22 protein-coding genes are annotated in these 20901 nt (G+C 55.0%); 11 read left to right on the top strand and 11 right to left on the bottom strand.

Going from position 1 to position 20901, the window contains the following annotated elements:
* Window positions 1-35: 35 nt before the first annotated feature.
* The 6 genes from ACFQDM_RS05725 to ACFQDM_RS05700 all read right to left on the bottom strand — a co-directional run bounded on the left by ACFQDM_RS05725 (window position 36) and on the right by ACFQDM_RS05700 (window position 5080).
* Window positions 36-335, bottom strand: a complete 300-nt coding sequence (locus ACFQDM_RS05725; protein WP_377376660.1) for a 4a-hydroxytetrahydrobiopterin dehydratase — start codon at window positions 333-335, stop codon at window positions 36-38.
* A gap of 55 nt (window positions 336-390) precedes the next feature.
* Window positions 391-987 (bottom strand): hypothetical protein, encoded by a 597-nt coding sequence (locus ACFQDM_RS05720; protein WP_377376657.1) that lies wholly within the window; start codon window positions 985-987, stop codon window positions 391-393.
* A complete protein-coding gene (locus ACFQDM_RS05715; protein WP_377376656.1) occupies window positions 984-1637 on the bottom strand; it encodes an HAD-IA family hydrolase in 654 nt (217 codons plus the stop codon). The genes ACFQDM_RS05720 and ACFQDM_RS05715 overlap by 4 nt, the downstream gene beginning before the upstream one ends.
* Before the next feature lie 100 nt (window positions 1638-1737).
* The gene (locus ACFQDM_RS05710) at window positions 1738-2769 is read right to left on the bottom strand and encodes an alpha/beta fold hydrolase (protein ID WP_377376653.1); all 1032 of its coding nucleotides are present in this window, start codon (window positions 2767-2769) and stop codon (window positions 1738-1740) included.
* A gap of 143 nt (window positions 2770-2912) precedes the next feature.
* Window positions 2913-4364: an alanine/glycine:cation symporter family protein gene (locus ACFQDM_RS05705; protein ID WP_377376650.1), complete on the bottom strand. Its 1452-nt coding sequence runs from the start codon at window positions 4362-4364 to the stop codon at window positions 2913-2915.
* A 188-nt stretch (window positions 4365-4552) separates the two neighbouring features.
* Entirely contained in the window at window positions 4553-5080 is a 528-nt protein-coding gene (locus ACFQDM_RS05700) for a response regulator (protein ID WP_377376648.1), read from the bottom strand.
* A 140-nt stretch (window positions 5081-5220) separates the two neighbouring features.
* On the opposite strand from ACFQDM_RS05700, the gene ACFQDM_RS05695 reads away from it, so the two are divergent.
* Window positions 5221-6714 (top strand): M20 family peptidase, encoded by a 1494-nt coding sequence (locus ACFQDM_RS05695; protein WP_377376646.1) that lies wholly within the window; start codon window positions 5221-5223, stop codon window positions 6712-6714.
* 9 nt (window positions 6715-6723) lie between these two features.
* The gene (locus tag ACFQDM_RS05690; RefSeq protein ID WP_377376644.1) at window positions 6724-7815 is read left to right on the top strand and encodes a Rieske 2Fe-2S domain-containing protein; all 1092 of its coding nucleotides are present in this window, start codon (window positions 6724-6726) and stop codon (window positions 7813-7815) included.
* A gap of 56 nt (window positions 7816-7871) precedes the next feature.
* Here ACFQDM_RS05690 and ACFQDM_RS05685 read toward each other — a convergent pair whose 3' ends face one another.
* The gene (locus ACFQDM_RS05685) at window positions 7872-8417 is read right to left on the bottom strand and encodes a PRC-barrel domain-containing protein (RefSeq protein ID WP_377376641.1); all 546 of its coding nucleotides are present in this window, start codon (window positions 8415-8417) and stop codon (window positions 7872-7874) included.
* A 364-nt stretch (window positions 8418-8781) separates the two neighbouring features.
* Between ACFQDM_RS05685 and ACFQDM_RS05680 the strand changes: the two genes are divergently transcribed.
* On the top strand, window positions 8782-10479 hold the full coding sequence (locus tag ACFQDM_RS05680) for an acyl-CoA dehydrogenase family protein (protein ID WP_377376638.1): 1698 nt from the start codon (window positions 8782-8784) through the stop codon (window positions 10477-10479).
* Window positions 10480-10626: 147 nt separating this feature from the next.
* The gene (locus ACFQDM_RS05675) at window positions 10627-11085 is read left to right on the top strand and encodes a GFA family protein (RefSeq protein WP_377376637.1); all 459 of its coding nucleotides are present in this window, start codon (window positions 10627-10629) and stop codon (window positions 11083-11085) included.
* 7 nt (window positions 11086-11092) lie between these two features.
* On the opposite strand, the gene ACFQDM_RS05670 is transcribed toward ACFQDM_RS05675, so the two are convergent.
* Window positions 11093-12343: a tetratricopeptide repeat protein gene (locus ACFQDM_RS05670; RefSeq protein ID WP_377376634.1), complete on the bottom strand. Its 1251-nt coding sequence runs from the start codon at window positions 12341-12343 to the stop codon at window positions 11093-11095.
* A gap of 134 nt (window positions 12344-12477) precedes the next feature.
* Here ACFQDM_RS05670 and ACFQDM_RS05665 point away from each other — a divergent pair, with 134 nt between their 5' ends.
* The 3 genes from ACFQDM_RS05665 (at window position 12478) to ACFQDM_RS05655 (ending at window position 14678) form a co-directional block, all read left to right on the top strand.
* Window positions 12478-13944 carry a S41 family peptidase gene (locus tag ACFQDM_RS05665; RefSeq protein WP_377376631.1) on the top strand — a complete coding sequence of 489 codons (1467 nt, stop codon included), beginning with the start codon at window positions 12478-12480 and terminating at the stop codon, window positions 13942-13944.
* A gap of 64 nt (window positions 13945-14008) precedes the next feature.
* The gene (locus tag ACFQDM_RS05660; RefSeq protein WP_377376628.1) at window positions 14009-14416 is read left to right on the top strand and encodes a TfoX/Sxy family protein; all 408 of its coding nucleotides are present in this window, start codon (window positions 14009-14011) and stop codon (window positions 14414-14416) included.
* A gap of 28 nt (window positions 14417-14444) precedes the next feature.
* On the top strand, window positions 14445-14678 hold the full coding sequence (locus ACFQDM_RS05655; RefSeq protein ID WP_377376625.1) for a hypothetical protein: 234 nt from the start codon (window positions 14445-14447) through the stop codon (window positions 14676-14678).
* Between the two features lie 6 nt (window positions 14679-14684).
* Here the strand turns inward: ACFQDM_RS05655 and ACFQDM_RS05650 are convergent, their stop codons facing one another.
* The gene (locus tag ACFQDM_RS05650) at window positions 14685-15380 is read right to left on the bottom strand and encodes an alpha/beta fold hydrolase (RefSeq protein ID WP_377376623.1); all 696 of its coding nucleotides are present in this window, start codon (window positions 15378-15380) and stop codon (window positions 14685-14687) included.
* A 150-nt stretch (window positions 15381-15530) separates the two neighbouring features.
* Between ACFQDM_RS05650 and ACFQDM_RS05645 the strand changes: the two genes are divergently transcribed.
* The gene (locus ACFQDM_RS05645; protein ID WP_377376619.1) at window positions 15531-15737 is read left to right on the top strand and encodes a twin transmembrane helix small protein; all 207 of its coding nucleotides are present in this window, start codon (window positions 15531-15533) and stop codon (window positions 15735-15737) included.
* Window positions 15738-15746: 9 nt separating this feature from the next.
* The gene (locus tag ACFQDM_RS05640; RefSeq protein ID WP_377376616.1) at window positions 15747-16325 is read left to right on the top strand and encodes a cob(I)yrinic acid a,c-diamide adenosyltransferase; all 579 of its coding nucleotides are present in this window, start codon (window positions 15747-15749) and stop codon (window positions 16323-16325) included.
* 21 nt (window positions 16326-16346) lie between these two features.
* On the opposite strand, the gene ACFQDM_RS05635 is transcribed toward ACFQDM_RS05640, so the two are convergent.
* On the bottom strand, window positions 16347-16883 hold the full coding sequence (locus tag ACFQDM_RS05635) for a hypothetical protein (RefSeq protein ID WP_377376615.1): 537 nt from the start codon (window positions 16881-16883) through the stop codon (window positions 16347-16349).
* Window positions 16884-17482: 599 nt separating this feature from the next.
* Here ACFQDM_RS05635 and ACFQDM_RS05630 point away from each other — a divergent pair.
* Window positions 17483-18229 carry an electron transfer flavoprotein subunit beta/FixA family protein gene (locus ACFQDM_RS05630; protein WP_377376612.1) on the top strand — a complete coding sequence of 249 codons (747 nt, stop codon included), beginning with the start codon at window positions 17483-17485 and terminating at the stop codon, window positions 18227-18229.
* A complete protein-coding gene (locus tag ACFQDM_RS05625; RefSeq protein ID WP_377376610.1) occupies window positions 18229-19158 on the top strand; it encodes an electron transfer flavoprotein subunit alpha/FixB family protein in 930 nt (309 codons plus the stop codon). The genes ACFQDM_RS05630 and ACFQDM_RS05625 overlap by 1 nt, the downstream gene beginning before the upstream one ends.
* Window positions 19159-19212: 54 nt before the next feature.
* On the opposite strand, the gene ACFQDM_RS05620 is transcribed toward ACFQDM_RS05625, so the two are convergent.
* Window positions 19213-20901, bottom strand: a complete 1689-nt coding sequence (locus tag ACFQDM_RS05620; protein ID WP_377376607.1) for an ATP-binding protein — start codon at window positions 20899-20901, stop codon at window positions 19213-19215.

Here is a 20901-nt window from a genome sequence, read left to right as displayed (position 1 = left end):
TGGGCCGGGGTTTGGCAATGGTCGATCGGGTTGGCCTATTCAGGCACGTAATGGATCGTCTTGGCGCGGACATCCATGAAAACAGCGAGTTCCAGATCTTTCTCGGTCACATCGCCAGCGTCATGCGTCGTTAGCGTCACGTCTACCTTGTTGTATACATTCGACCATTCTGGGTGGTGGTCCATGCATTGGGCTTTCATGGCGCAGGTGTTCATGAATGACCATGCATCCATAAAGTCCTTGAATTCGAATGATTTGCTGATGGCTTTTCCGGAGGTTGCAGTGGTCCAGCCTTCGAGATGTTTGAGAGCCTGTTCGGCACCAATCGTCGACATGTGTTTCTCCCTTTATCGTGTACAAGAACAACGCATACATCCGGCAAGTGTTTCGTCAGTTGTCCTGTAGCAGATAGACCCAGGTGCCATCCTGACGAATGGCCAGTCGAAACCCCGGATACGCTTCTCCCGCTTTCATACGCTCAATGCCAGCTTCACCCACGAGCTCCTGCAAGGTCACCCGATCGGCAAATGAGAGTTTGGAAAACTCCAGATCTTCCGGCGCACGTACGGCGAGGGCGGGCCAGATGAAATATTTCTCTGCGCCAAAATCCTTGATGCCATAGGGCTGTTGCAGGATTTGCTGTGTCTTGATGATTGGATCGAGCCCGGCGCGCTTCATGATGTACCAGTGGCGATAGTGATCGAGTTCGCCATAATTGGATCGGAAGTCAGGATATTGCTGCGCCAGGCGCGTCAGCTGTCTCAGAGAGCCGGTTTCCAGAATGCCGAGGATTTCATCGCGCTTGTCGATGACGGGCTGGGGAAGTTCATCTTCCCTGTTTTCGCCCTCCTGGGGTGGTTTGGCCGGTTCGAGCGTTTTCTCCGGCTGTCGGCTGCGTTCAATTTCGTCAGACAGGTCACAGGCGCTGATCAGGGGCGAAGTTAGGATCGCCAGGAAAAGCAGGACCTGTCTGACGCTTGAAATCATGTAAAGGTGAGCCCCGTAGCCTGTTCCAGATCGGACAATAACTGCGCTTCATTCAGCACTTTGATCGTTGTCATGCCCATGGCGCGTGCCGGTTTCAGATTGATGCCGAGGTCATCCAGATACACACAGGCGGATGGCTCAACATTCAAGGCTTCACACATCATTTCATAGATGCGTGGATCCGGCTTGCGAACGCCAACCTTTGAACTTTCGATCACATGTTCGAAGCTTGCAAAGATTTCTTCCACTTTTCGGGCTTTTTCTTCGTCACTGGTCATGCTTGCGCCTTTGCCGACCGGTGCGTTGTTCGTAATGCAGCCAACTTTGAAATGCGCTTTGCAAGCGTGCAGGGCTTCCACGACTTTTGGTCTGACGCGACCGGACAGGAGTGCAAGGATGTCCTTGCCGGGCACTTCATAGCCGCGCGTCCGTGCCTCGGATGCAAACAGGTCATCGAATTCCAGGGCTGAAACTTCAGACCGCTCAAGCCGCGCCCACGCATTGGTATCGGGATCGGTCGCATTAATGGTCCGGATCAGATCCTTTGGCAGGCCTTTTTCGGCTTCATAGACATTAAACGCTTCGAACGGCGATGTCGTGAACACGCCGCCAAAATCCCAGATGACCGCCTTGATCGTCTCATTGACCATATATCGTCTCCCCTGTGTGATGTTTCTTTATGCTAGATGGCTATCGTTATTGGACAGCCAGTCCAGCATCACAAGGGAAACATCTCACCGTAGGTGAGATTTAAGGTGCTGACGTCTCACCCAGAGCCCGATCGAGCGCTGGCGTGAAGCGGTCGAAAGCTTCGATATGCGGCAGGTGTCCCAGGTCATCCAGCTCAATGAGGTCTGCGTTCGGTATCATGGCTGTGACCGTTTCGCCCAGTTCATCATAACGTCCGAGCTCATAGTCCACGCCGTCTCGCTTGTTGGCGCGGTTCGGTCCCGTCCGGTCCCGTGTGCCAAGGATGAGTGATGTCGGGACCGTCAGCTCGCTGAAGTCATTTACCACGGGCTGGGTCAGGATCATGTCATAGGTCAGGGCCGCAACATAGGCGAGCGTGTCTTTGTCCGGACCGTTCAGCCAGCCGCGTAGTGGAAGCGTCAGTGCCTCGTAATCTTCGTTCCAGGCGCCATCATAATAATTCTTTTTCTGATAGGCGATGATGCTTTCGCCAGTCTTTTTCAGCTCGCTCTCATAAGCGTCTGAAATGGTCGGATAGGTTGTGTAGTCGAGATAGTCTTCCAGACCAATCGGGTTCACAAGCACCAGCTTTTCCGTCTGCTCCGGATAGGAGAGGGCAAACCGACTTGCGACCATGCCGCCCATGGAATGACCCAGAATGACAGCCTTTTCGATGCCAAGCTCGGTCATCAGGTCGCGCGTGTTCGCGGCAAGCTGATTGAAGCTGTACTGATAAGCGCGCGGTTTAGATGATTTGCCAAATCCGATCTGATCCGGGATCAGAACCCCATAACCTTTTGCATTCAGATAGCGGGCTGTCTCTTCCCAATAGGCACCATTGAAGTTCTTGCCATGCATCAGAACGATTGTGGTCTGTCCCGCGTCTGCTGGCAGATACATATAGGCCATTTCGAGGTCCTGCTGCTGGCTTTCAAAGGCATAGCTGCGGACCTCGAATGGGTATTCATATTCCGTCAGTTTCGCATCATAGGCGGGTGCCTTCACGTTTGCTTCCGGTTCGGCTGACGTCAGGCTTGCAAGCACCAATGTGCCGACGAGCGCGACGGTCGACAGGATCGCGAAACTTTTCATGAAATGGATGTCCTCTGATGTGTGCGTCCCAGGCCTAACGCTGCAAGGCGCGTCATGTTGCGTGTGAAAAGGCCTGAAATTGAAAAACCCCGAAAGCCGTAGCTTTCGGGGCGTTTCGGTCAGAATTATGACGCAACGTCAGGTTAGGCGTCTGGCGTATCCTTGCGGTCGAAATACTCCTTGGTCATTTTGGCGACCAGCGGAGACATGACCAGCAGCGCGATCAGGTTTGGCGCCGCCATCAGACCCGTCAGGGTATCGGCGAGAGACCAGAACAGCGTGACCACATCCGTCACTTCCGGATCGCGTTCCAGCAGCAGAACGCACGCGCCGCCAAACACCACGAGAATCCAGGAAATCTTGAACGGCAGAACTGATTTCTCACCGAAGAGGAATTCACAGCAGCGTTCGCCATAATAGCTCCAGCCGAGGATTGTGGTGAAGCCGAAGATCACAAGACCAATGGCGACAATGTGGTTGCCAATGCCTGGGAGCGCTTCTTCAAACGCCGACACGGTGAGTGGCGAGCTCGTCTCACAGCCTGCTGGCAAGGTGAGCAGTTCGGGGCGCACAAATGGCGCACAGCTCGGGTCGATGATGTTGGATGTCAGGATGACCAGCGCCGTGATGGTACACACGATGATGGTGTCGATGAAGGTACCAAGCATCGCAACAATACCCTGGTTGACCGGGTCTTTGTTGCGGGCCGCAGCGTGCGCAATCGGCGCAGAACCCTGGCCAGCTTCGTTCGAGAAAATGCCGCGGGCGACACCTTTCTGCATTGCGAGCAGGATGAGACCGATGGAAATACCTGCGCCAGCTTCACGGAAGCCAAAGGCCTGGCTGAAAATCTGGCCGAATGCTGCCGGGACGCCCTCAATGTTGATTGCGACACAGATGAGACCCGCAATCAGGTAAGCAATCGCCATGGCCGGAACCAGCTTTTCGGCGACAGCTGCGATCCGGGTGATACCCCCAAGAATCACAGCGCCGGCAGCGCCGGCGAGGACAAGCCCGGTCGCCCAGGCAGGAATACCATAGTTTGCACGGACCGCATCCGCGATGGCGTTCGCCTGGATGCTTGCGCCTGTGCCCCAGCTTGCCAGCACACCGAAGGCGGCAAAGACAAAGCCGAGCCAGACCCATTTCGAACCCATGCCATTCTTGATGTAATACATCGGTCCGCCGACATGGCGTCCGGCGCCATCCACTTCGCGGTATTTCACCGCCAGCACAGCCTCTGCATATTTGGACGCCATGCCCACCAGAGCCGTCATCCACATCCAGAAGACTGCACCCGGTCCGCCAACCGCAATCGCCACGGCGACGCCTGCGATATTACCGGTACCGATGGTCGAGGAGAGCGCCGTCATCAGGGCGCCGAATGGCGTTACATCGCCTTCGTCCTTGTCGTGCTGGTGGTTGAACAGCTGACCGAAGGCATATGGGATTTTCCGGATGGGCATGAAGCCCAGTCGAATGGTCAGGTAGAGACCCACTCCGAGCAACAGCAACAGAACGGGAGGATACGGTACCGCGTCTGATCCCCAGACATACGAGTTTACCGTATCAATAAAATTGGCAATCGCTTCCATGAGCGCCCCTTAAACTTTGTAACCCCGATCGGACAGGAATTGTCCGAGCTGCGGCAAGACCGCACATTGGGTAGCAAACTAGGCGGGATATTTCCTGTCTGTCCAGTAAAGGCTTGGAACGTGCCCCGGAACGCTCGCGTGTGAGGCATAAATAAGCAGCGCTTTGAGCAAACGTCTGAGACTGCTCTCTAGTCGAGCTCAAACATCAGATCATCGTCCTGATCGACCATGTCGTCGGCGCGTCGATAAGGGCCTGTAAAATTGGCCGGAACGGGCAGTCGACGCCGACAAGGGCCGAAATAATCGCCTGTTCTGACAAATTTGCGGCGTTTCATGCCAACAGCCTGAATGCGTCGCGCCATATCGACAGGGCGTAGCGGTTTGACCAGAAATTCATCAACACCGGCATTGATCGCCTCAATGATCCGGCTGCGTTCCGAGAAAGATGAAATGGTAATCACGGGTGCCATGGGGGCACGGCTTTCGCCCGACATGCGCAACCATTTCACAAAGCGTAGGCCCGAATCGCGACCGCGCAGCAATTGGTCCACCAGAAAAATATCGTATTGATTATGCAGACAGCGGTCGATGGCTTCATCCACACATTCTGCACCGGAAACCTGTCGAATGCCGAGCCCGTTCAGGATCGTCGTCATCAGCATTCGCATTTGATGATTGTCTTCCAGAATCAGCACCGAAATGTCGAGCGATTTCATCGGTTTTTCCTCATCCCCAAAAACCGTATTCTTCGCCCCAAGTGTAAAAAAGACACCAATGTTTCGCACGGGAAGCCGGTTCAGCGAGAGACAAGGATTAAGGGACCGGCTAAGGTTCTTAACACTTCGGGGAGGAAAGCATGATCAGAGGTTTACTATTGGGCATTCTGGCCTGTCTGGTTGGTTTGGTGGCCATTGTCGTTATTCGGACTTTTACATTCGGTGGAGCCGTCGGAGCGGACCGGATCGCGCTTCCCGAAACCCCGGTGATCGACACCGACATGGCAGCAGGTCGTCTGAGTGATGTGCTGCAGATTCGAACCATCACATTGCAGGCGGGCGATCCGCTGCCTGGCCGCGAAGGACCATGGCGAGAGCTCGAAGCCTATCTGGAAGCCAGCTATCCGGCCTTTCACCAGGCTGCCAGCAAAACGCATATCGCAGATCTGACCCTCCTGTATGAATGGCAGGGCAGCAATCCGGACCTCGACCCGATTTTGCTGATGGCGCACCAGGATGTCGTGCCAGTGAATATCGGAACGGAAGATGACTGGACCGCGCCGCCTTTTGCTGGCCGCATCGTCGATGGTCATGTCTATGGGCGCGGCACGCTCGACAATAAGGCCTCGCTTATCGCGATCATGGAGGCTGCTGAAGCGCTCGCCTCCACAGGATATCAGCCGGAACGGACAGTCTTCATCATGCTGGGACATGACGAAGAGGTCTCCGGCAGCGGCGCCCGCGCCGGTGTTGCCTATCTGAAAGACCGCGGTCTGCGGATGGAAATGGTGCTCGATGAAGGCTTCGTCGTGGTCGATCCCTTCCCGCTTACAGGCACGCCGGTTGGTATGATTGGGGTATCAGAAAAGGGCTATGTGACCATCCGTCTGACATCCGAAGCGGCTGGCGGTCATTCCTCTCAACCACCGCGCAACTCCGCCAATGTGCAATTATCCCGGGCGATTGTTGCGCTGGAAGAAAATCAGATGCCAGCCGATTTCTCCAGGCCACCTGTGTCCGAAATGATCCAGGCAACCGCGTCCGACATGCCATTTCTTCAGCGCATGGCCTTTGCCAATGTCTGGCTGTTTCGCGGCATGCTGGAAAAAGAGTTCACAAAGACCGGCGCAGCGAACGCGATCATCCGGACCACCACGGCGCCAACCATGCTGCAGGGCTCCATCAAGGAGAATGTTCTGCCTCAAAAATCGACCGCGCTCGTGAACTTTCGGGTCCATCCGAATGACTCACCGGATTCGGTGCTCGCTCATGTGCGTGATGTCATTGGCGATCTTGAGGGTGTCAGTGCCGATTTTGATGAAACGGGCGGAATCAGCTCGTCAGCTTCCCCTGTCTCTCCGACCGACAATCGCGCCTATCAGGTGCTTGCATCGGTGGCGACGGAAACCGGCGATGGTGCCCCGGCTGCGCCCGGTCTGGTGATAGGTGCGACGGATGCGCGCTGGACTGTGGAAATTTCTGACAATGTCTACAGATTTGCGCCGAGTGTGATACCGATTGAAGACCTGAACGGCTTTCATGGCACAAATGAACGAATTTCGGTTGAGAATGTTGGCCGCCTTGCGCGCGGCTATGCTCAGATCATAAAGGCCATGACAAGCGAAGCGAGATAGAGAGCAGGCATGGCGCTGGACGCAGAACGAAAGCTTGGGCAAACCGAAGAAGGCTGGCTGACGGACAGCTGGTATTTCGTGGCAGCCAGCAAGGATCTGAAAGCTGGCACGCAGCGCCGCATGATGGTGCTGAACCAGCCTGTCATGATTGGCCGGACGGAAAAAGGTCAGGCTTTTGCGCTGCGCGACATCTGTCCGCACCGACTTGTGCCGCTATCTGCCGGTCGACAGGTTGATACCGAAGGCCAGCCGACGGTCGAGTGTCCTTATCATGGCTGGCGGTTTGGAACGGATGGCGTCTGTCGTCACATGCCGTCACTGGTCGAGGGCGATCCATACGACCCGACCCGGATCAGTGTCCGTACCTATCCGGTGCATGAAGCCCATGGCATGGTCTTTATCTATGTCGCCGAAGACCCGCGCCGCAATCCGGAGCCGATTGTCCCGCCGCCCGATTTTGGCGCACTGCCGGACAAGCCGAAATTTGTGATTTCCGAAGTGTTCAATGCGCATATGGATGATGCTGTGGTGGGTCTGATGGACCCGGCCCATGTGCCATTCGTGCATAATCAATGGTGGTGGCGTCCACCATCTGCCGGATTCAAGATCAAGGAAAAGCGCTTTGAGCCCCGCACGCGCGGATGGGCGATCGCCAAGCACCAGCCGTCAGGCAATTCTCTGGCATACAAGGCTCTGTTCGGTGGGAATGTCACCACAGAAATCCTGTTCCAGATTCCAGGCTATCGCTGGGAAATCGTCGAAAATGATCAGGCCAGCCTGCTGACGCTGACCTGCCTGACGCCGCAGGAAGAGAAAAAGACCGTGATCACCCAGATCACATTCTGGTCGAACGCCCCGTTGCTGAATGTGCTGCTACCGATCTTCAAACCCGCTGCACGCATGTTCCTCAATCAGGATGGCCGGATGGTCGATCTGCAGAATGAAGGCATGAAATACCAGAAAGCCATGATGTGGATTGATGATATCGATGTGCAGGCAAAATGGTATCAGGTGCTCAAACGGGCCTGGGTCAAGGCGCGCTCCGCCAATGCCGAGTTCGAAAATCCGATTGAGGCGCGCACGCTTCGCTGGCGCAGCTGACGCATAAAAAAAAGCGGTGCTTTCGCACCGCTTTCTCTTACAGACCGGAGACTGAATTAGTCGACTTTGACGGCTTCTTCAGCGTCCAGATCCATTTCGACGTCTTCGTCGATCAGGTCGTCGTCAGACAGTGGGTAGTCTGAGACTGAGTCTTCGTCGAAACGTGGCAGCTCAGCCATCTGATCAGCTGTCATTGCCAGCTGAATTTCGGCGTCAGACTCGTCACCTTGGGAGATCACGACGTCAAACTGTGATGCAGATGCGACCACTTCTTCACCGCCGACGTCGAGGACGCCACCTGTTTCGATAATGATCGTGTTGACTTCGCCGGCTTCATCAAATGCGATGCGCTCGACTTCACCAACATTCACCATGTCAGCATCATAAACCGTTTTACCGACCCAATCATGGTCATCCGTGAACTCGCCTGGCAGCAGTTCTGCCGTGTCCATTTCGCCGGTTGTTTCGACGTCATAAGCTGCGCTGGAAGAGATTTCCGCTTTCGGCTTCATGTCGTCATGTTTCTTGTCTTTATCGCCTGCAAAGGCCGCTGGGGATGCAAGTGCTACCATCAGCGATGTCGTCATAAGGATATTTTTCATAACATTCCTCCGTTTCTTCCTTCCCGCTTCCGGGTATGTCGAGAAAACAGGGATGAGGCGGTGTTGGTTCCTGTCAGAGGCTGTTTCTTACAGAATTTACATCTCTTGATGGTTTTCGAAGCATCAAAATAAAATTCTAAAAACAGATAAAAAACAGCGTTCTATTGAATTTTTTGGAAAACAGCATCCGTCTGCGTCTCTCTGACGTAAGGAAAATAAATTGCAGATCTTTTTCGTCACCCCCTGCTGGTTCCGCCCTGTTCAGGTAGAAAATTGGCCAAAATATTTGCCTCGCTGCGATGCAACATATATCAAGACGGGAAAGGTCACGTAGGGTAAGTGACTTAGGAGGAAGCCGTAAAATATGAGTACGTCTGTTATTGAGGCTGGTCAGGCCTCATCCAGCCCAATCATGTCCGACCTGATCATCACAATGGATGAGGTCGTTAAATCTGTAGATCTTTATATCGCTGAAGCGAAAGCTGCGATCAGTGCGAAAGTCATGAAGGATGGCCGCGTCGACCGCGCTGTCTTTGACGCAGAACAGCACATCACGCACGGCTTTGGCTGGCTCGCGACCTATGGCGAGACGCTGCGCGAAGTTGCAGCCTGGGCGCGTCGCCTGGATGAAGATGGAAAATTCGGCGAAATCGAAGCGCTGCTGTCGCAAATCCTGTTCGCAGAATACAGCGCTCAGCTGATCGGTGGCATTCCGATGAACCAGGGCGAAGTGATCCGCCCGGTCGATTTCAGCGTTTCTGAGGCTGGCCTTGCGCATCTGAATGCGCCCGCCATTCAGCGCTTCCTGAAAGAGGGCAAGACCACAGACGTCATGCTCGCCGCGGCAGCGCATTTGCCAGACGCGCTTGGCCGTGCAACTGTTGAGCATACCGGCCTGGATGAAACGCTGGATATGATCCGCGACCAGTTCCGTCGCTTTTCGGATGACAAGATCGTGCCTTATGCGCACGAATGGCACCTTGAGAACGCCTATATTCCGATGGATGTCGTCAATGAGATGGCTGAGCTCGGTGTCTTTGGTCTCACCATTCCAGAAGACTTTGGTGGTCTCGGCATGGGCAAGACCGCGATGTGCGTTGTCTCTGAAGAGCTCTCTCGCGGTTATATCGGTACAGGCTCGCTCGGCACCCGGTCCGAGATTGCTGCTGAGCTGATCCTCATCGGTGGCACGGATGAGCAGAAAGAGAAATATCTGCCAGGCATCGCCAGCGGTGAAATTTTGCCGACGGCGGTTTTCACCGAACCGAACACGGGCTCCGACCTTGGCTCGCTGCGCACGCGCGCTGTCAAAGACGATGACGTCTACAAGATTACGGGCAACAAGACCTGGATCACGCACCCGGTCCGCGCTGACCTGATGACGGTGCTCACCCGGACAGACCCGGCAACGAACAATTTCTCTGGCTTGTCCATGTTCCTTGCGGAAAAGCCGCGTGGTGACGATGACAATCCATTCCCGGCAGAGGGCATGACCGGCGGCGAGATTGAAGTGCTCGGCTATCGTGGCATGAAAGAGTATGAAATCGGCTTCGATGAGTTCTCAGTGCCAGCGAAAAACCTGCTTGGTGAAGTCGAAGGCATGGGCTTCAAGCATTTGATGGCGACGTTCGAAAGCGCGCGTATTCAGACAGCCGCTCGCGCGATCGGTGTGGCGCAATGTGCGTTTGAACTGGGTCTTCGCTATGCGCTGGACCGCAACCAGTTCAATCGTCCGCTCTTCAAATTCCCACGCGTGTCCAACAAGCTTGTGATGATGGCAGCAGAACTGATCGGTGTGCGTCAGCTCACTTATTTCTCTGCACGTCAGAAAGACTCTGGCAAACGCTGTGACCTTGAAGCCGGTATGGCGAAACTGCTCGGTGCGCGCGCGGCATGGGCGGCAGCGGACAATGCGCTGCAAATTCACGGCGGTAATGGCTTCGCGATGGAATATCCGGTCAGCCGCGTTCTGGCCGATGCCCGTATCCTCAACATTTTCGAGGGTGCTGGCGAGATCCAGGCCATGGTGATTGGTCGCCGCGTTCTGGAGAGCAATAACTAAACATGCAGTGTGTGAGCATAGCTCACACGGTCTGTGTGAATTGAAATTGGCGCTCTGATCTGAAGGCTTGAGGAAAACGCTTCCAGGCTTTCAAATGATCAGGGCGCTTTTTCATGCGTCTGTTTGAGCGAATCTGAGAGCGAAGCCATGACCGATTGGAAACTGCCCTGGAAAGCGAGCTGCCTGTGCGGGCAGGTTCAGATAGAAATCAGCGCACCTCCGATTTCTACAATGGCGTGCCACTGCCGGGATTGCCAGAAGCTCACAGGCGGCGCCTATTCCCTTACATTCATGCTGCCTGCCGACGGGTTTACCGCAGAGGGTGAAACAGAGATTGGCGGCCTGCATCGTGAGAATTTGCGCCATCACTTCTGCACGCATTGCAAAAACTGGCTCTATACCGATGGTTTTGCCGAAGGGCTGGTGAATGTCCGCCCGACCCTGCTGGAAGACCCGAGCTGGGTTGTCCCTTACGCAGAGACTTATACCAGTGAGAGACTTCCAGCTGCGCAGACCGGCGCCGTCCTCTCCTTTGAGACCTTCCCTTCAGATGCGGACTTTCCAGCCATTGTCGAAGGATTTACGAAGCATGGCTCCAGGCCCTGAGACGCGTTCAGTCTGAACAAGTCCGATCAATCGAAATACGCTTAGTCAATTCGCGGCATAGCCGGTCAGCTTCGGTCGAGTGAGACTGAGCTCGTAAGACCCGGATCAACCGGATTGTTGCTTCTGGTTCAAAAGGTGTCTGTTCCAGAACCAGTCGATACCAGTCAGCTGCTTTTTCCAGCTCACCCGCCCCCTCATAGGCTTCGCCAATCAGAATGCCGAGCGAAGCGTGCCAGGGACCAATGCGCTGAGGCTCTGCGGTATAAAGCCGGTCCATCGCGGCATAAGCTTTCTCGAACCACACAATGGCCTGCGCCATGTCGCCCTCTATCATGCTCAGCTCACCCAGATTGACCATCACCTCCCAGGCATCTGGGTCGAGCTCAGCTGCGCGTGTATAAATGTCTTTGGCCTGGTCCAGATCGTTTCGCGCCGAATAGGCAAAGCCGAGTGATTTTAGCGCGTCAGCGTCACGCGGTGCCAGCCGGACCGCCCGCTCACCAAGATCAATCGCGCGTGCCAGCAAGGCATCGGCATTGCCGGTTTGCGTGACACCATTCGAAAGAGCTTCACGAAGACTCACAGCAGACGGAGATTGTCCCGGGGGGCTCTGCCAGCGAATAACGCGCTGGACGAGTGCATTCGCCAGTCCTGCCTGCGCGCGGGCATAATCCGGATCGACATCGATGGCTCGCTCATAAAGCTCGATCGCGGCTTCATTATCCGCACGCGTCATCTGCATATAGAGATCATCGGCGCGCTCGGTCATCGACGCGGCCGGAGAGGTCGCGCGTTCAGCCGTCCAGAACCAGAACGTCAGCGCGCCAATCAGAAGGATGGCCAGCCCCGCCGCTGACCAAAGCAGCGGCCGCTTTTTCACAGATGAGGTGTGAGATGGAGCATCAGCGATTAGCTCAACCGGACTGATCAGCCGATAGCCTCGTTTCGGGATGGTCTCGATATAGGCTGGCCGGGCAGGATCATCCTGAAGCGCCCGGCGTAATTTTGATACCAGCCGGGCAAGCGAATCCTCTCCAACTGTTATGTCCGGCCACAGCGCCTCGTCCAACTCGTCACGGAAGAAGGTGCGTCCCGGCGCAGCTGCCAGCAGGGTCAGCAGGTCCATCACCTTCGGCTCGACACTGTTATGTGCGCCGTCCTCCGACAGCGTGTTTGCACGCGGGTCTGCCAGCCAGTTTCCAATGCGGAAGGGCTGATCAATCGGGGCAGGGTAGGTAGATGACGTCTGCGCGCTCATAAACCCATCTTCAGATGCAGAAAGCCGCGCCCAACCGGGTCGTCAGGTTTTCGTCAGGTGAAAAAGAGGTCTTCATCATGGGCTTTATGTTGGCTCCCGGCGAGGTCAGGCTCATCATGTAACAGGAAATGTCTATGAAAAACCTACTTCTTTCACTTGCCGGTCTGCTCTCGCTTTCAGCTGCCATGCCTGCTCTGGCAGAGCCTGCTTCTGCCTGGGACAGTCTGGTCGCGCCTGAGACCGCCCGTGATGAACTGGACGCGCTTTATAAAGGGCTCCAGTCAGCGCATTTCGACCTTTATGCGCATCAGCCTGAAGAGGCGTATGATGCCAGATATCAGGCGATCCGTGAGGGTTTTGAGGAACCGATCTCCCTCTATGAGCTTGCGCTTCAGCTCCAGAAATTTACTGCCTTCGGGCATGTTGCGCATGCGCGGATCGATTTTCCGCAAGCTGTTTACGACAGCTATCGCGATGCTGGGGGAAAGACCTTCCCGATCTATCTGAGGATCGTGGATGGCCGCGCCTATGTCGGGGAAGACTATTCCGGGGCTTCAGACATCCAGCCGGGTGATGAAATACGCGCCATTGACGGGATCGACATGGCGCAATGGCTGGCCCGTACAGCTCAGCACCTGTCAGCCGACACGCCCTATATCGCTCATTCCCTTCTGGAGTTTTCGTTCCCGAAATACCTCTGGGTGGAGCTCGGGGAACGCGATGCGTTCCAGCTCACGCTTCATCGCGAAGGTGAGGGGCGGTTTCAGGTCGAGGTGCCGGGTGTCACCCGCAGCGATATCGAGATTGCGAGCCAGACCATGCCGGAGCGCTTTGCGCTGAATCCGAATGCGCGTGACGCTAAAATGCTGACCGACAGCGTTGCGTATCTGCGTCCAGGCCCGTTCTATAATGTCGAGGATCCTGAAAACCTCTGGGATGCGTCCGGTTTCAGGACATTTATCGACGACGCATTCGAGCAGTTTCTGGCCAATGAGGCGGATACGCTGATCATTGATCTGCGAGACAATCCGGGCGGCGATAATTCGTTCAGCGATCTCATGATTGCGTGGATCGCTGACGAGCCTTTCCGCTTTGCCGCCGATTTCCTCATCCGCTCCAGTGACGAGGCTGCTGCCTCCAATCAGGCGCGGCTTGATGCCAATCCGGACAGCGTGGCTGGCGTGTCGGGCCGGTTTGCCGAGTTTTACGCAGAAACCCCGCGCGGCGAGGTCTTCAGCTTTGACATTGATTACACGTCACCGCGCGAAGGGGTTCGCTTTTCCGGAGATGTCTATGTGCTGATCAACCGGCATTCCTATTCAAACGCTGTGAATACGGCGGCGATTTTTCAGGATTATGGCTGGGGTGTGATTGCAGGCGAGAAGACCGCTGATATGGCGACGACCTATGGTGCAATGGAGAGCTTTACTCTGCCAGAGACCGGGCTGGATGTCGGCTTTCCGAAAGCGCACATCATCCGTCCGTCAGGCGAACGCAAATCGGATGGCGTGACACCCGATCTGCCGATTCGGACGCCCATCATTGCCTCTGAGAAAGATGATGTTCTGGAAACGCTCCTGGGATTGATCGCCGAGAGGTGATCTGCGATTTTCTGTCCGAGCGGGTAGGCCGTCCAAGGCCTGCCCTTTAGCTGGATGCACCCACATGGCCACACGTCCTGAAACGGTCGAGTTTATTCTGGAACAGATCGGTGACGCAGGAGATGTCTCTGCGCGAAAAATGTTCGGCGAATACGGCGTCTATGCGAATGGCAAATTTATCGCCGTCATTTGTGATGATCTTTTCCATGTTAAACCGACAGATGCCGGGGCGGCCTTCGCGCCTGATCTCGAAATGGGCAGCCCTTATCCAGGTGCAAAGCCGCATCTCATCGTGCAGGGTGATCAGCTGGAAGACCGCGATTGGGCCACGCAGCTTGTCCGCATCACGGCGGATGCACTTCCGGCACCGAAACCGAAAAAGCCAAAGTCAAAAAAAGCCTGCCTGACTTTCAGCTTTGAAGGGGCCGCATCCGGCAGTAAGCTCGGCGCGGATTCGAGCGCGCAGAGTTGAGTTCCTCGCGCAGCAACAGGAGAAAGACGTGCCGCAGTTTGATATGATTGTAATTCCGCCGGAAGCTGCCGAGGGACATGATGTTGTCGAGCATGTGAAAGGCAGTCCGGCGCGCGAAGGCGGCGGCGATGAAAGCTATCGCTGTGGCGGCTGCAAGACCAAGCTTTTGTCGAATGTTGCCCACCATGATGCCCATGGCGTGATTGTTCATTGCGGAAAATGCGGCAAGTATAATACCGAGCCGCATCACCACCATCACTAGATAAGGTCAGATGTCACGCGCCATCAGAGCTTCGATGGCCGTGGCAACACCCATCGGGCGTTCGATCGGTGTCATGTGTCCGGCGCGGGACAGGATCACCAGATCAGCGAATGGGATAAAGCTTGCCATCTCCATATGGTCACTGACCGAGGTGATGGCATCATTCTCGCCGCACAATACCAGAGTGGGGCCGCGAAAGCGCTGCAGGACGGTTTCGCCATCGCGGCGCTGAACGCTGTTCTGACGGACCAGTACATCCGCGCCCAGCCGCTTTGTCATGTCTCTCACCCGCTCGGTCAGAGCAGGCTTTTTCATATTGTCCGGGTGGAAATAGCTTTTCAGCAACCCCTCACCAATGCCGAGAAACCGTCCTGGCTGACGGGCAAGCCGGTTCGTGGCGTCACGGCTTTCCTGACGTCTGGCCGAATCCACCCGGCAAGCGGTGTTCAGAAGAGCAAGGCGTTCGACCCGTTTCGGGGCTTGCCGCAAAATTTCCTGCGCCACAAATCCACCGAGCGAAAATCCCACAAGCGTGAAGCGCTTTGGTGCGTGCTCCAGCGCCGCCTGCGCCATGTCTTCCAGGCTGCCTGCCTGCGTGATGTCGGCAACATGACAGTCAAACCGCGCGGACAGATAGCCAAGCTGATCCCTGAACAGTTCAGCGTCATTCAGAAGACCCGGAATGAACAGGATGGATGACATGATCTGACCCCGGTAAAGCGCCTTGCCGGCGCATCTGGCAATCGAAACGCTCCATTGGTTTGACAAGACTTGTCAATATGTCGCGAACGGCGATTGGGACTGTCATTTTCCCGGCAGACAGTCCATATGAGGGCCAGACAAGGAGTTCTCATGCAGCAAACGCTCGAAATCGCTCTTTACTGCGCCATGGCGCTGCTCGTCATCATTCTCCTGATGGGGATTGTGAATCTCGTTCGCGCAGACCCGAAACAGGCGTCGCGTTCGAACAAGCTGATGCGCCTGCGTGTGATTGTTCAGGCGGTCGCTGTCGCAATTCTGGTCGTGATCGGGTTTGTCTCCGGCATGATCAAGTTCTAGAACACCCGTATGGTAAAACTGGACAAGATTTACACCCGCACGGGTGACAAGGGTAAAACGCGGCTCTCAACCGGTGAGCCCGTGGACAAATGGAATCCGCGCGTTGCCGCTTATGGCGCCGTGGATGAAGTCAATGCTGCGCTGGGGCTTGCACAGCTGCATGTCAGCGAAGATGCATTTCTGAAAGCCGCGATCACGCGCGTTCAGAATGATCTGTTCGATCTCGGCGCTGACCTCGCGACACCGGATCGCGGCAAGGAGCTCGGCTGGGAACCGCTTCGTATCGTCAAGGCGCAGGTCGAACGGCTCGAGACCGAAATTGACGAGATGAATGGTGATATTCCGCCGCTCGACAGCTTCATTCTGCCCGGTGGCTCGCCGCTCGCCTCATATCTGCATCTGGCCCGTACAACGGCGCGCCGCGCTGAACGTCATGTCGCAGAATGTGCGGGCAATCCGGATGAGATTGTCAGCCCGGAAGCGCTTGCCTTCATCAACCGGCTCTCAGACTGGCTGTTCGTTGCCGGACGCCGCGCCAATGACAACGGCGCCTCTGATGTGAAATGGGTGCCTGGCGCGAACCGCTAGGGATTTGCCAACTCGCCGCGGTCAACTAAAGCAGAACCATTCCTCATCAGTTGATGCTTTGGTGCAGTACAAGAATGTGTAAGCCGGAAAGCCGACGAAACAGTTGGAAGCCCGGACGGATAAACTGAAGTTTGCATTCTTCAGCGCTGGCTTTGGCGCCGCGGTGCCATTTGGGTAAAGAGAGGCGATATCATTGGGACACGTCCCGGTCTCCGCGGTAAAAATTTCTAGCCGTTTGACGATGTCATCACCTCTGAGCTTCGTTTCAGTCAGGGCCCTTTCATCGATTCCAAATCCCGCGACCATGCATAAGAAGAATGCGATTGGCGAGACAACAGCCGCGACAGCGGATTTGGAAAAGACAGGTTTCCGCTGATTGAGTTTCCAGATCGAGCGGGCTGCGATCACCAGGACCTGTATAAAGCCGATTGGCAGAAGCAGAAGAAAGACGGCTCGCGGTGTCGTGTAACCTTCGGCGCTGCCGGAGAGCATGATAAACGCTATCCCACCGACCAAATATGGAACGGTGAGAAGCGCAGCGAACAGTCGTAACTTCATGCCAGCCACTTTCAAAATCGGGTCTCGCCCTTCGATGTTAAACGGATGGCGCGCAATCGAGGCGTCGGGTCCCGCAAAATCATCTCACCATGCAACACGACGCGCAGTAAGCCGATAAAGATATGGGCGCCGTTTGCTCCAGTCCAGGCAGGCTCGGCGCGTCATCTGCATATGTGGTAAAGCGCCTGTAAAGAGACGCTTCGTTCCTCAACCCCCACTTTACCATACCCTGTTCTTTCCGTGCAGGCAGGTCGCGTCGCTGCCTGATTGCGCACCTGATCCCGCCTGCGGAGGAATCTGAGCGCCGGAATGAAACCACTGTCAGCCTGGCCAGTTGATGTGACAGGCGTCCGCTTTCTCCTCGCGAAAAACAGGGCGATATGACGCTGGTGGAAGGCTTGAACTCTTCTGTATAGCCGACTACATCGAAGGGCGTTGTGGGGGTAAAAACCGAAATTGCCGTTTACGTTCACGTAAGCTTGACGGCCTTTCGGTGAGCCTTTAGCACCTGCAACGTGTTGTCGCTGGCGAAAAATACTGGCCAGCACCAGATAAGGATCATAAATACTGCGAAACAGCAGAAGTCACCGGAGAACGCCATGAAGATCCTCGTACCCGTTAAACGGGTGATCGATTATAACGTGAAAGCCCGCGTCAAGCCTGACCAGACCGGGGTTGATCTCGCAAACGTCAAAATGTCGATGAACCCATTTGACGAGATCTCCGTCGAAGAAGCCGTTCGCCTGAAAGAGGCGGGTACGGCGACGGAAGTGGTCGTTGTTTCCATCGGTCCGCAACAGGCGCAGGAAACCATCCGTACCGCCCTCGCAATGGGCGCTGACCGCGGCATTCTGATCAAGACAGACGAGACGGTTGAGCCGCTCGCTGTTGCGAAACTTCTGAAAGCTGTTGTGGCTGAAGAAAGCCCGGAAATGGTTATCCTCGGCAAGCAGGCGATTGACGACGACTCCAACCAGACTGGCCAGATGCTGGCAGCGCTGCTGGATTGGCCACAAGGCACGTTCGCGTCGAAAGTCGAAATCGCGGACGGCAAAGCCAATGTCACACGTGAAGTGGACGGCGGTCTGCAGACGGTTGCGCTCGAACTGCCAGCCATCGTCACAACCGACCTTCGCCTGAACGAGCCGCGTTATGCGTCTCTGCCAAACATCATGAAAGCGAAGAAGAAGCCGATCGACACCAAAGAGCCTGGTGACTATGGCGTCGACATCGCGCCGCGCCTGACCATCGTTAAAGTAACTGAGCCACCTGTCCGTGAAGCGGGTGAGAAGGTTGAAGACGTGGCGACGCTGGTTTCCAAACTTAAAGCTAAGGGAGCAATCTAATGGCTGTTCTGGTTATTGCCGATCATGACAATGCGTCCCTGACCGACGCGACTCACAAGACGGTTACGGCTGCTGGTAAAGTTGGCGGCGACATCGACGTGCTCGTAGCGGGCAAAGGTGCTGGCGACGTTGCAGCGGCTGCTGCGAAAATCTCCGGCGTCAACAAAGTCCTGCACGCGGAAGGCAACGCGCTGGAAAAGCAGCTCGCTGAATCCATGGAAGCGCTGATCGTTTCTCTGGCAGACGGCTATGACGCGATCTTCGTTCCGGCCACCACAATGGGCAAGAACGTTGCACCGCGCGTGGCTGCGAAGCTGGATGTCATGCAGCTCTCTGACATCACCGATGTCATCGACGCTGACACGTTCGAGCGCCCAATCTATGCCGGTAACGCCATTCAGGTCGTCAAATCTTCTGACGCGAAGAAAGTTGTCACCGTTCGTGGTACAGCGTTCGACGCAGCGGCTGAAGACGGTTCTGCATCGGTTGAGACGATTGACGCGCCAGCTGGCCCGTTCAAATCGGCTTTCGTGTCTGAAGAGATCGCTGAAAGCGACCGTCCGGAGCTTACATCTGCGAAACGTATCGTTTCCGGTGGTCGTGCGCTTGGTTCGGAAGAAGACTTCGAGAAATACATCACGCCGCTGGCTGACAAGCTGGGTGCGGGTATCGGTGCATCACGCGCCGCCGTTGATGCTGGCTATGCGCCTAACGACTATCAGGTCGGTCAGACCGGTAAGGTTGTTGCGCCTGAGCTCTACATCGCAATCGGTATCTCCGGCGCCATTCAGCACCTTGCAGGTATGAAGGACTCCAAGATCATCGTCGCGATCAACAAGGACGAAGAAGCTCCGATCTTCCAGGTTGCGGATTACGGCCTTGTGGCAGACCTGTTCAACGCGGTTCCGGAACTCACCGACGCGCTGTAGGTCTCTCTACAATCCAATTTGGAAAGCCCGGCCATCGCGCCGGGCTTTTTTTGCCTAAACGGCTTTCTGGTTTCTCCATGCGTGGAGCACCTTTGCGACATCTAGCTCGTCGGGATCCTTATTCCACGAAGCCGTGAATCCAGCATCGTCGCTGTTTGGTGGCGGATTCGGCGCGTCAATCATCACCCGAGTTGGCATCATCATTGCGTCACCGATAACGATGGCTTCACCCTTTCTAAGCGACGAGAACATCGAGACGATTCCGCGTACTGAATCGGGCAACAGGCTGCGGACGTATGCTTGGTCTTCAGGATTAGAAATTCGAAGGCACAAAAAACTACCGCACTGAGATAAAATTGTTGATGAAACCTCACGCGGACGTTGACTGATGACGTTAAGACTAACGCCGTATTTTCTGCCCTCCTTGGCAATCCGTTCTGCTGACTGCCTTGAGGAGAAATTTGAGGCGGAGTCTGAAAGATAGATGTGCGCTTCATCGGCAAAAATAGCGATCGGATACTGTTTCCCGAATACCCTAGTATGCCAATATCCAAAGTCGAAGAGACAACGAAGCAACAAAGAGATAATAGATCCGCGAACATCAAAAGGTACCGGGCTCAGGTCAAGTACAACGATCTTCTTTCGGTTATTTTTCTTTTCGCCTATGAATTTTCGAAACAGGTCCTCCATTGAGGCGCTAGTTGCATATTTCATCGGCTTGAAAATCAAATCATACCTTCGGTCATTTAACCGTGAGCTAAGTCGCATTAGTAATCGCGTGAATTGCCCATGGAGTGGGCCATTCTTCTTGTCATTGTTTATGCGCTCTACGTCTAGCCGAGCAAACTCATCAATAATATTCTGAAGCGAAAAATATACCGGGGTGTCGATAGTAATTTTTTCTATCCCAAGCGATTTATTCTCCGGATGGCTTTCTTTTTCTGATTGTAACAGCTCTTTAAACTTAGCGTTTTGATTCGGAGCGGAAGATTCAGCCCGGTCGATCATTAGGTCCAGAAGCTCTTCGGCGTTCATCAGCCAGTATGGCAGCTCGATATCCGTAGCGGAAATAACGTCTGCTTGGTCTCCGAAAGCATCGGAATATTCACCATGTAAGTCGAATAGGATTGTCGTTGATTGGGGAAACCGTCCTATTTTTTGCAATATGGAAGCGACCGTCCAAGATTTCCCGCCCCCCGTTTGACCAAGGATCGCTGAGTGCCTTCCCAGAAACGCGTCCAAGTTTATCTTCGCCTCGTGGTCTGGAAGAAGTGTTAGGCGCCCTAGCGAGAAATCTCCTTCAGCATATCCTTTGTAAATTGAGTCTATTAAAGAAGGAGGCACTGCAAATGCGGTCGCACCGATTGTTGGTAGCTGTTGAGCGCCTCTTTCGAAAACGCCTTTCGCATCGACAGTACCAACCGGAATTGTAATCAGATTTCTTTCGATTCGATCGACGAGATAGTAATCCTCTGTGATAGCAGATTTAGTTTCTACGGAAGAAACGCCTCGGTCGCGCATTCTCGTCTCGGAGACGAGGCACAGCAAGTATCCAATTGGCAGACTTATCTGCACGAACGTTCCGGGTTGTCCGATCAGCAAAGCGACGGGGCCGTCGTCGGAAGCGAAGGTAACTCGCATAGATTCTGGTACGCCCGACTCGTTGCCTTCAGTTGATTCAGACAGAGCAACTATTATCTGATCACCTCGAACTTCAATCACGCTGCCAATCGCAAATGCCAT

The organism is Ponticaulis profundi, from assembly GCF_042659465.1.
In the GTDB taxonomy this organism is placed as follows: domain Bacteria; phylum Pseudomonadota; class Alphaproteobacteria; order Caulobacterales; family Hyphomonadaceae; genus Ponticaulis; species Ponticaulis profundi.
Note: the sequence above shows the minus strand (reverse complement) of the source record. Positions and strands in the feature narration are given on the sequence as shown.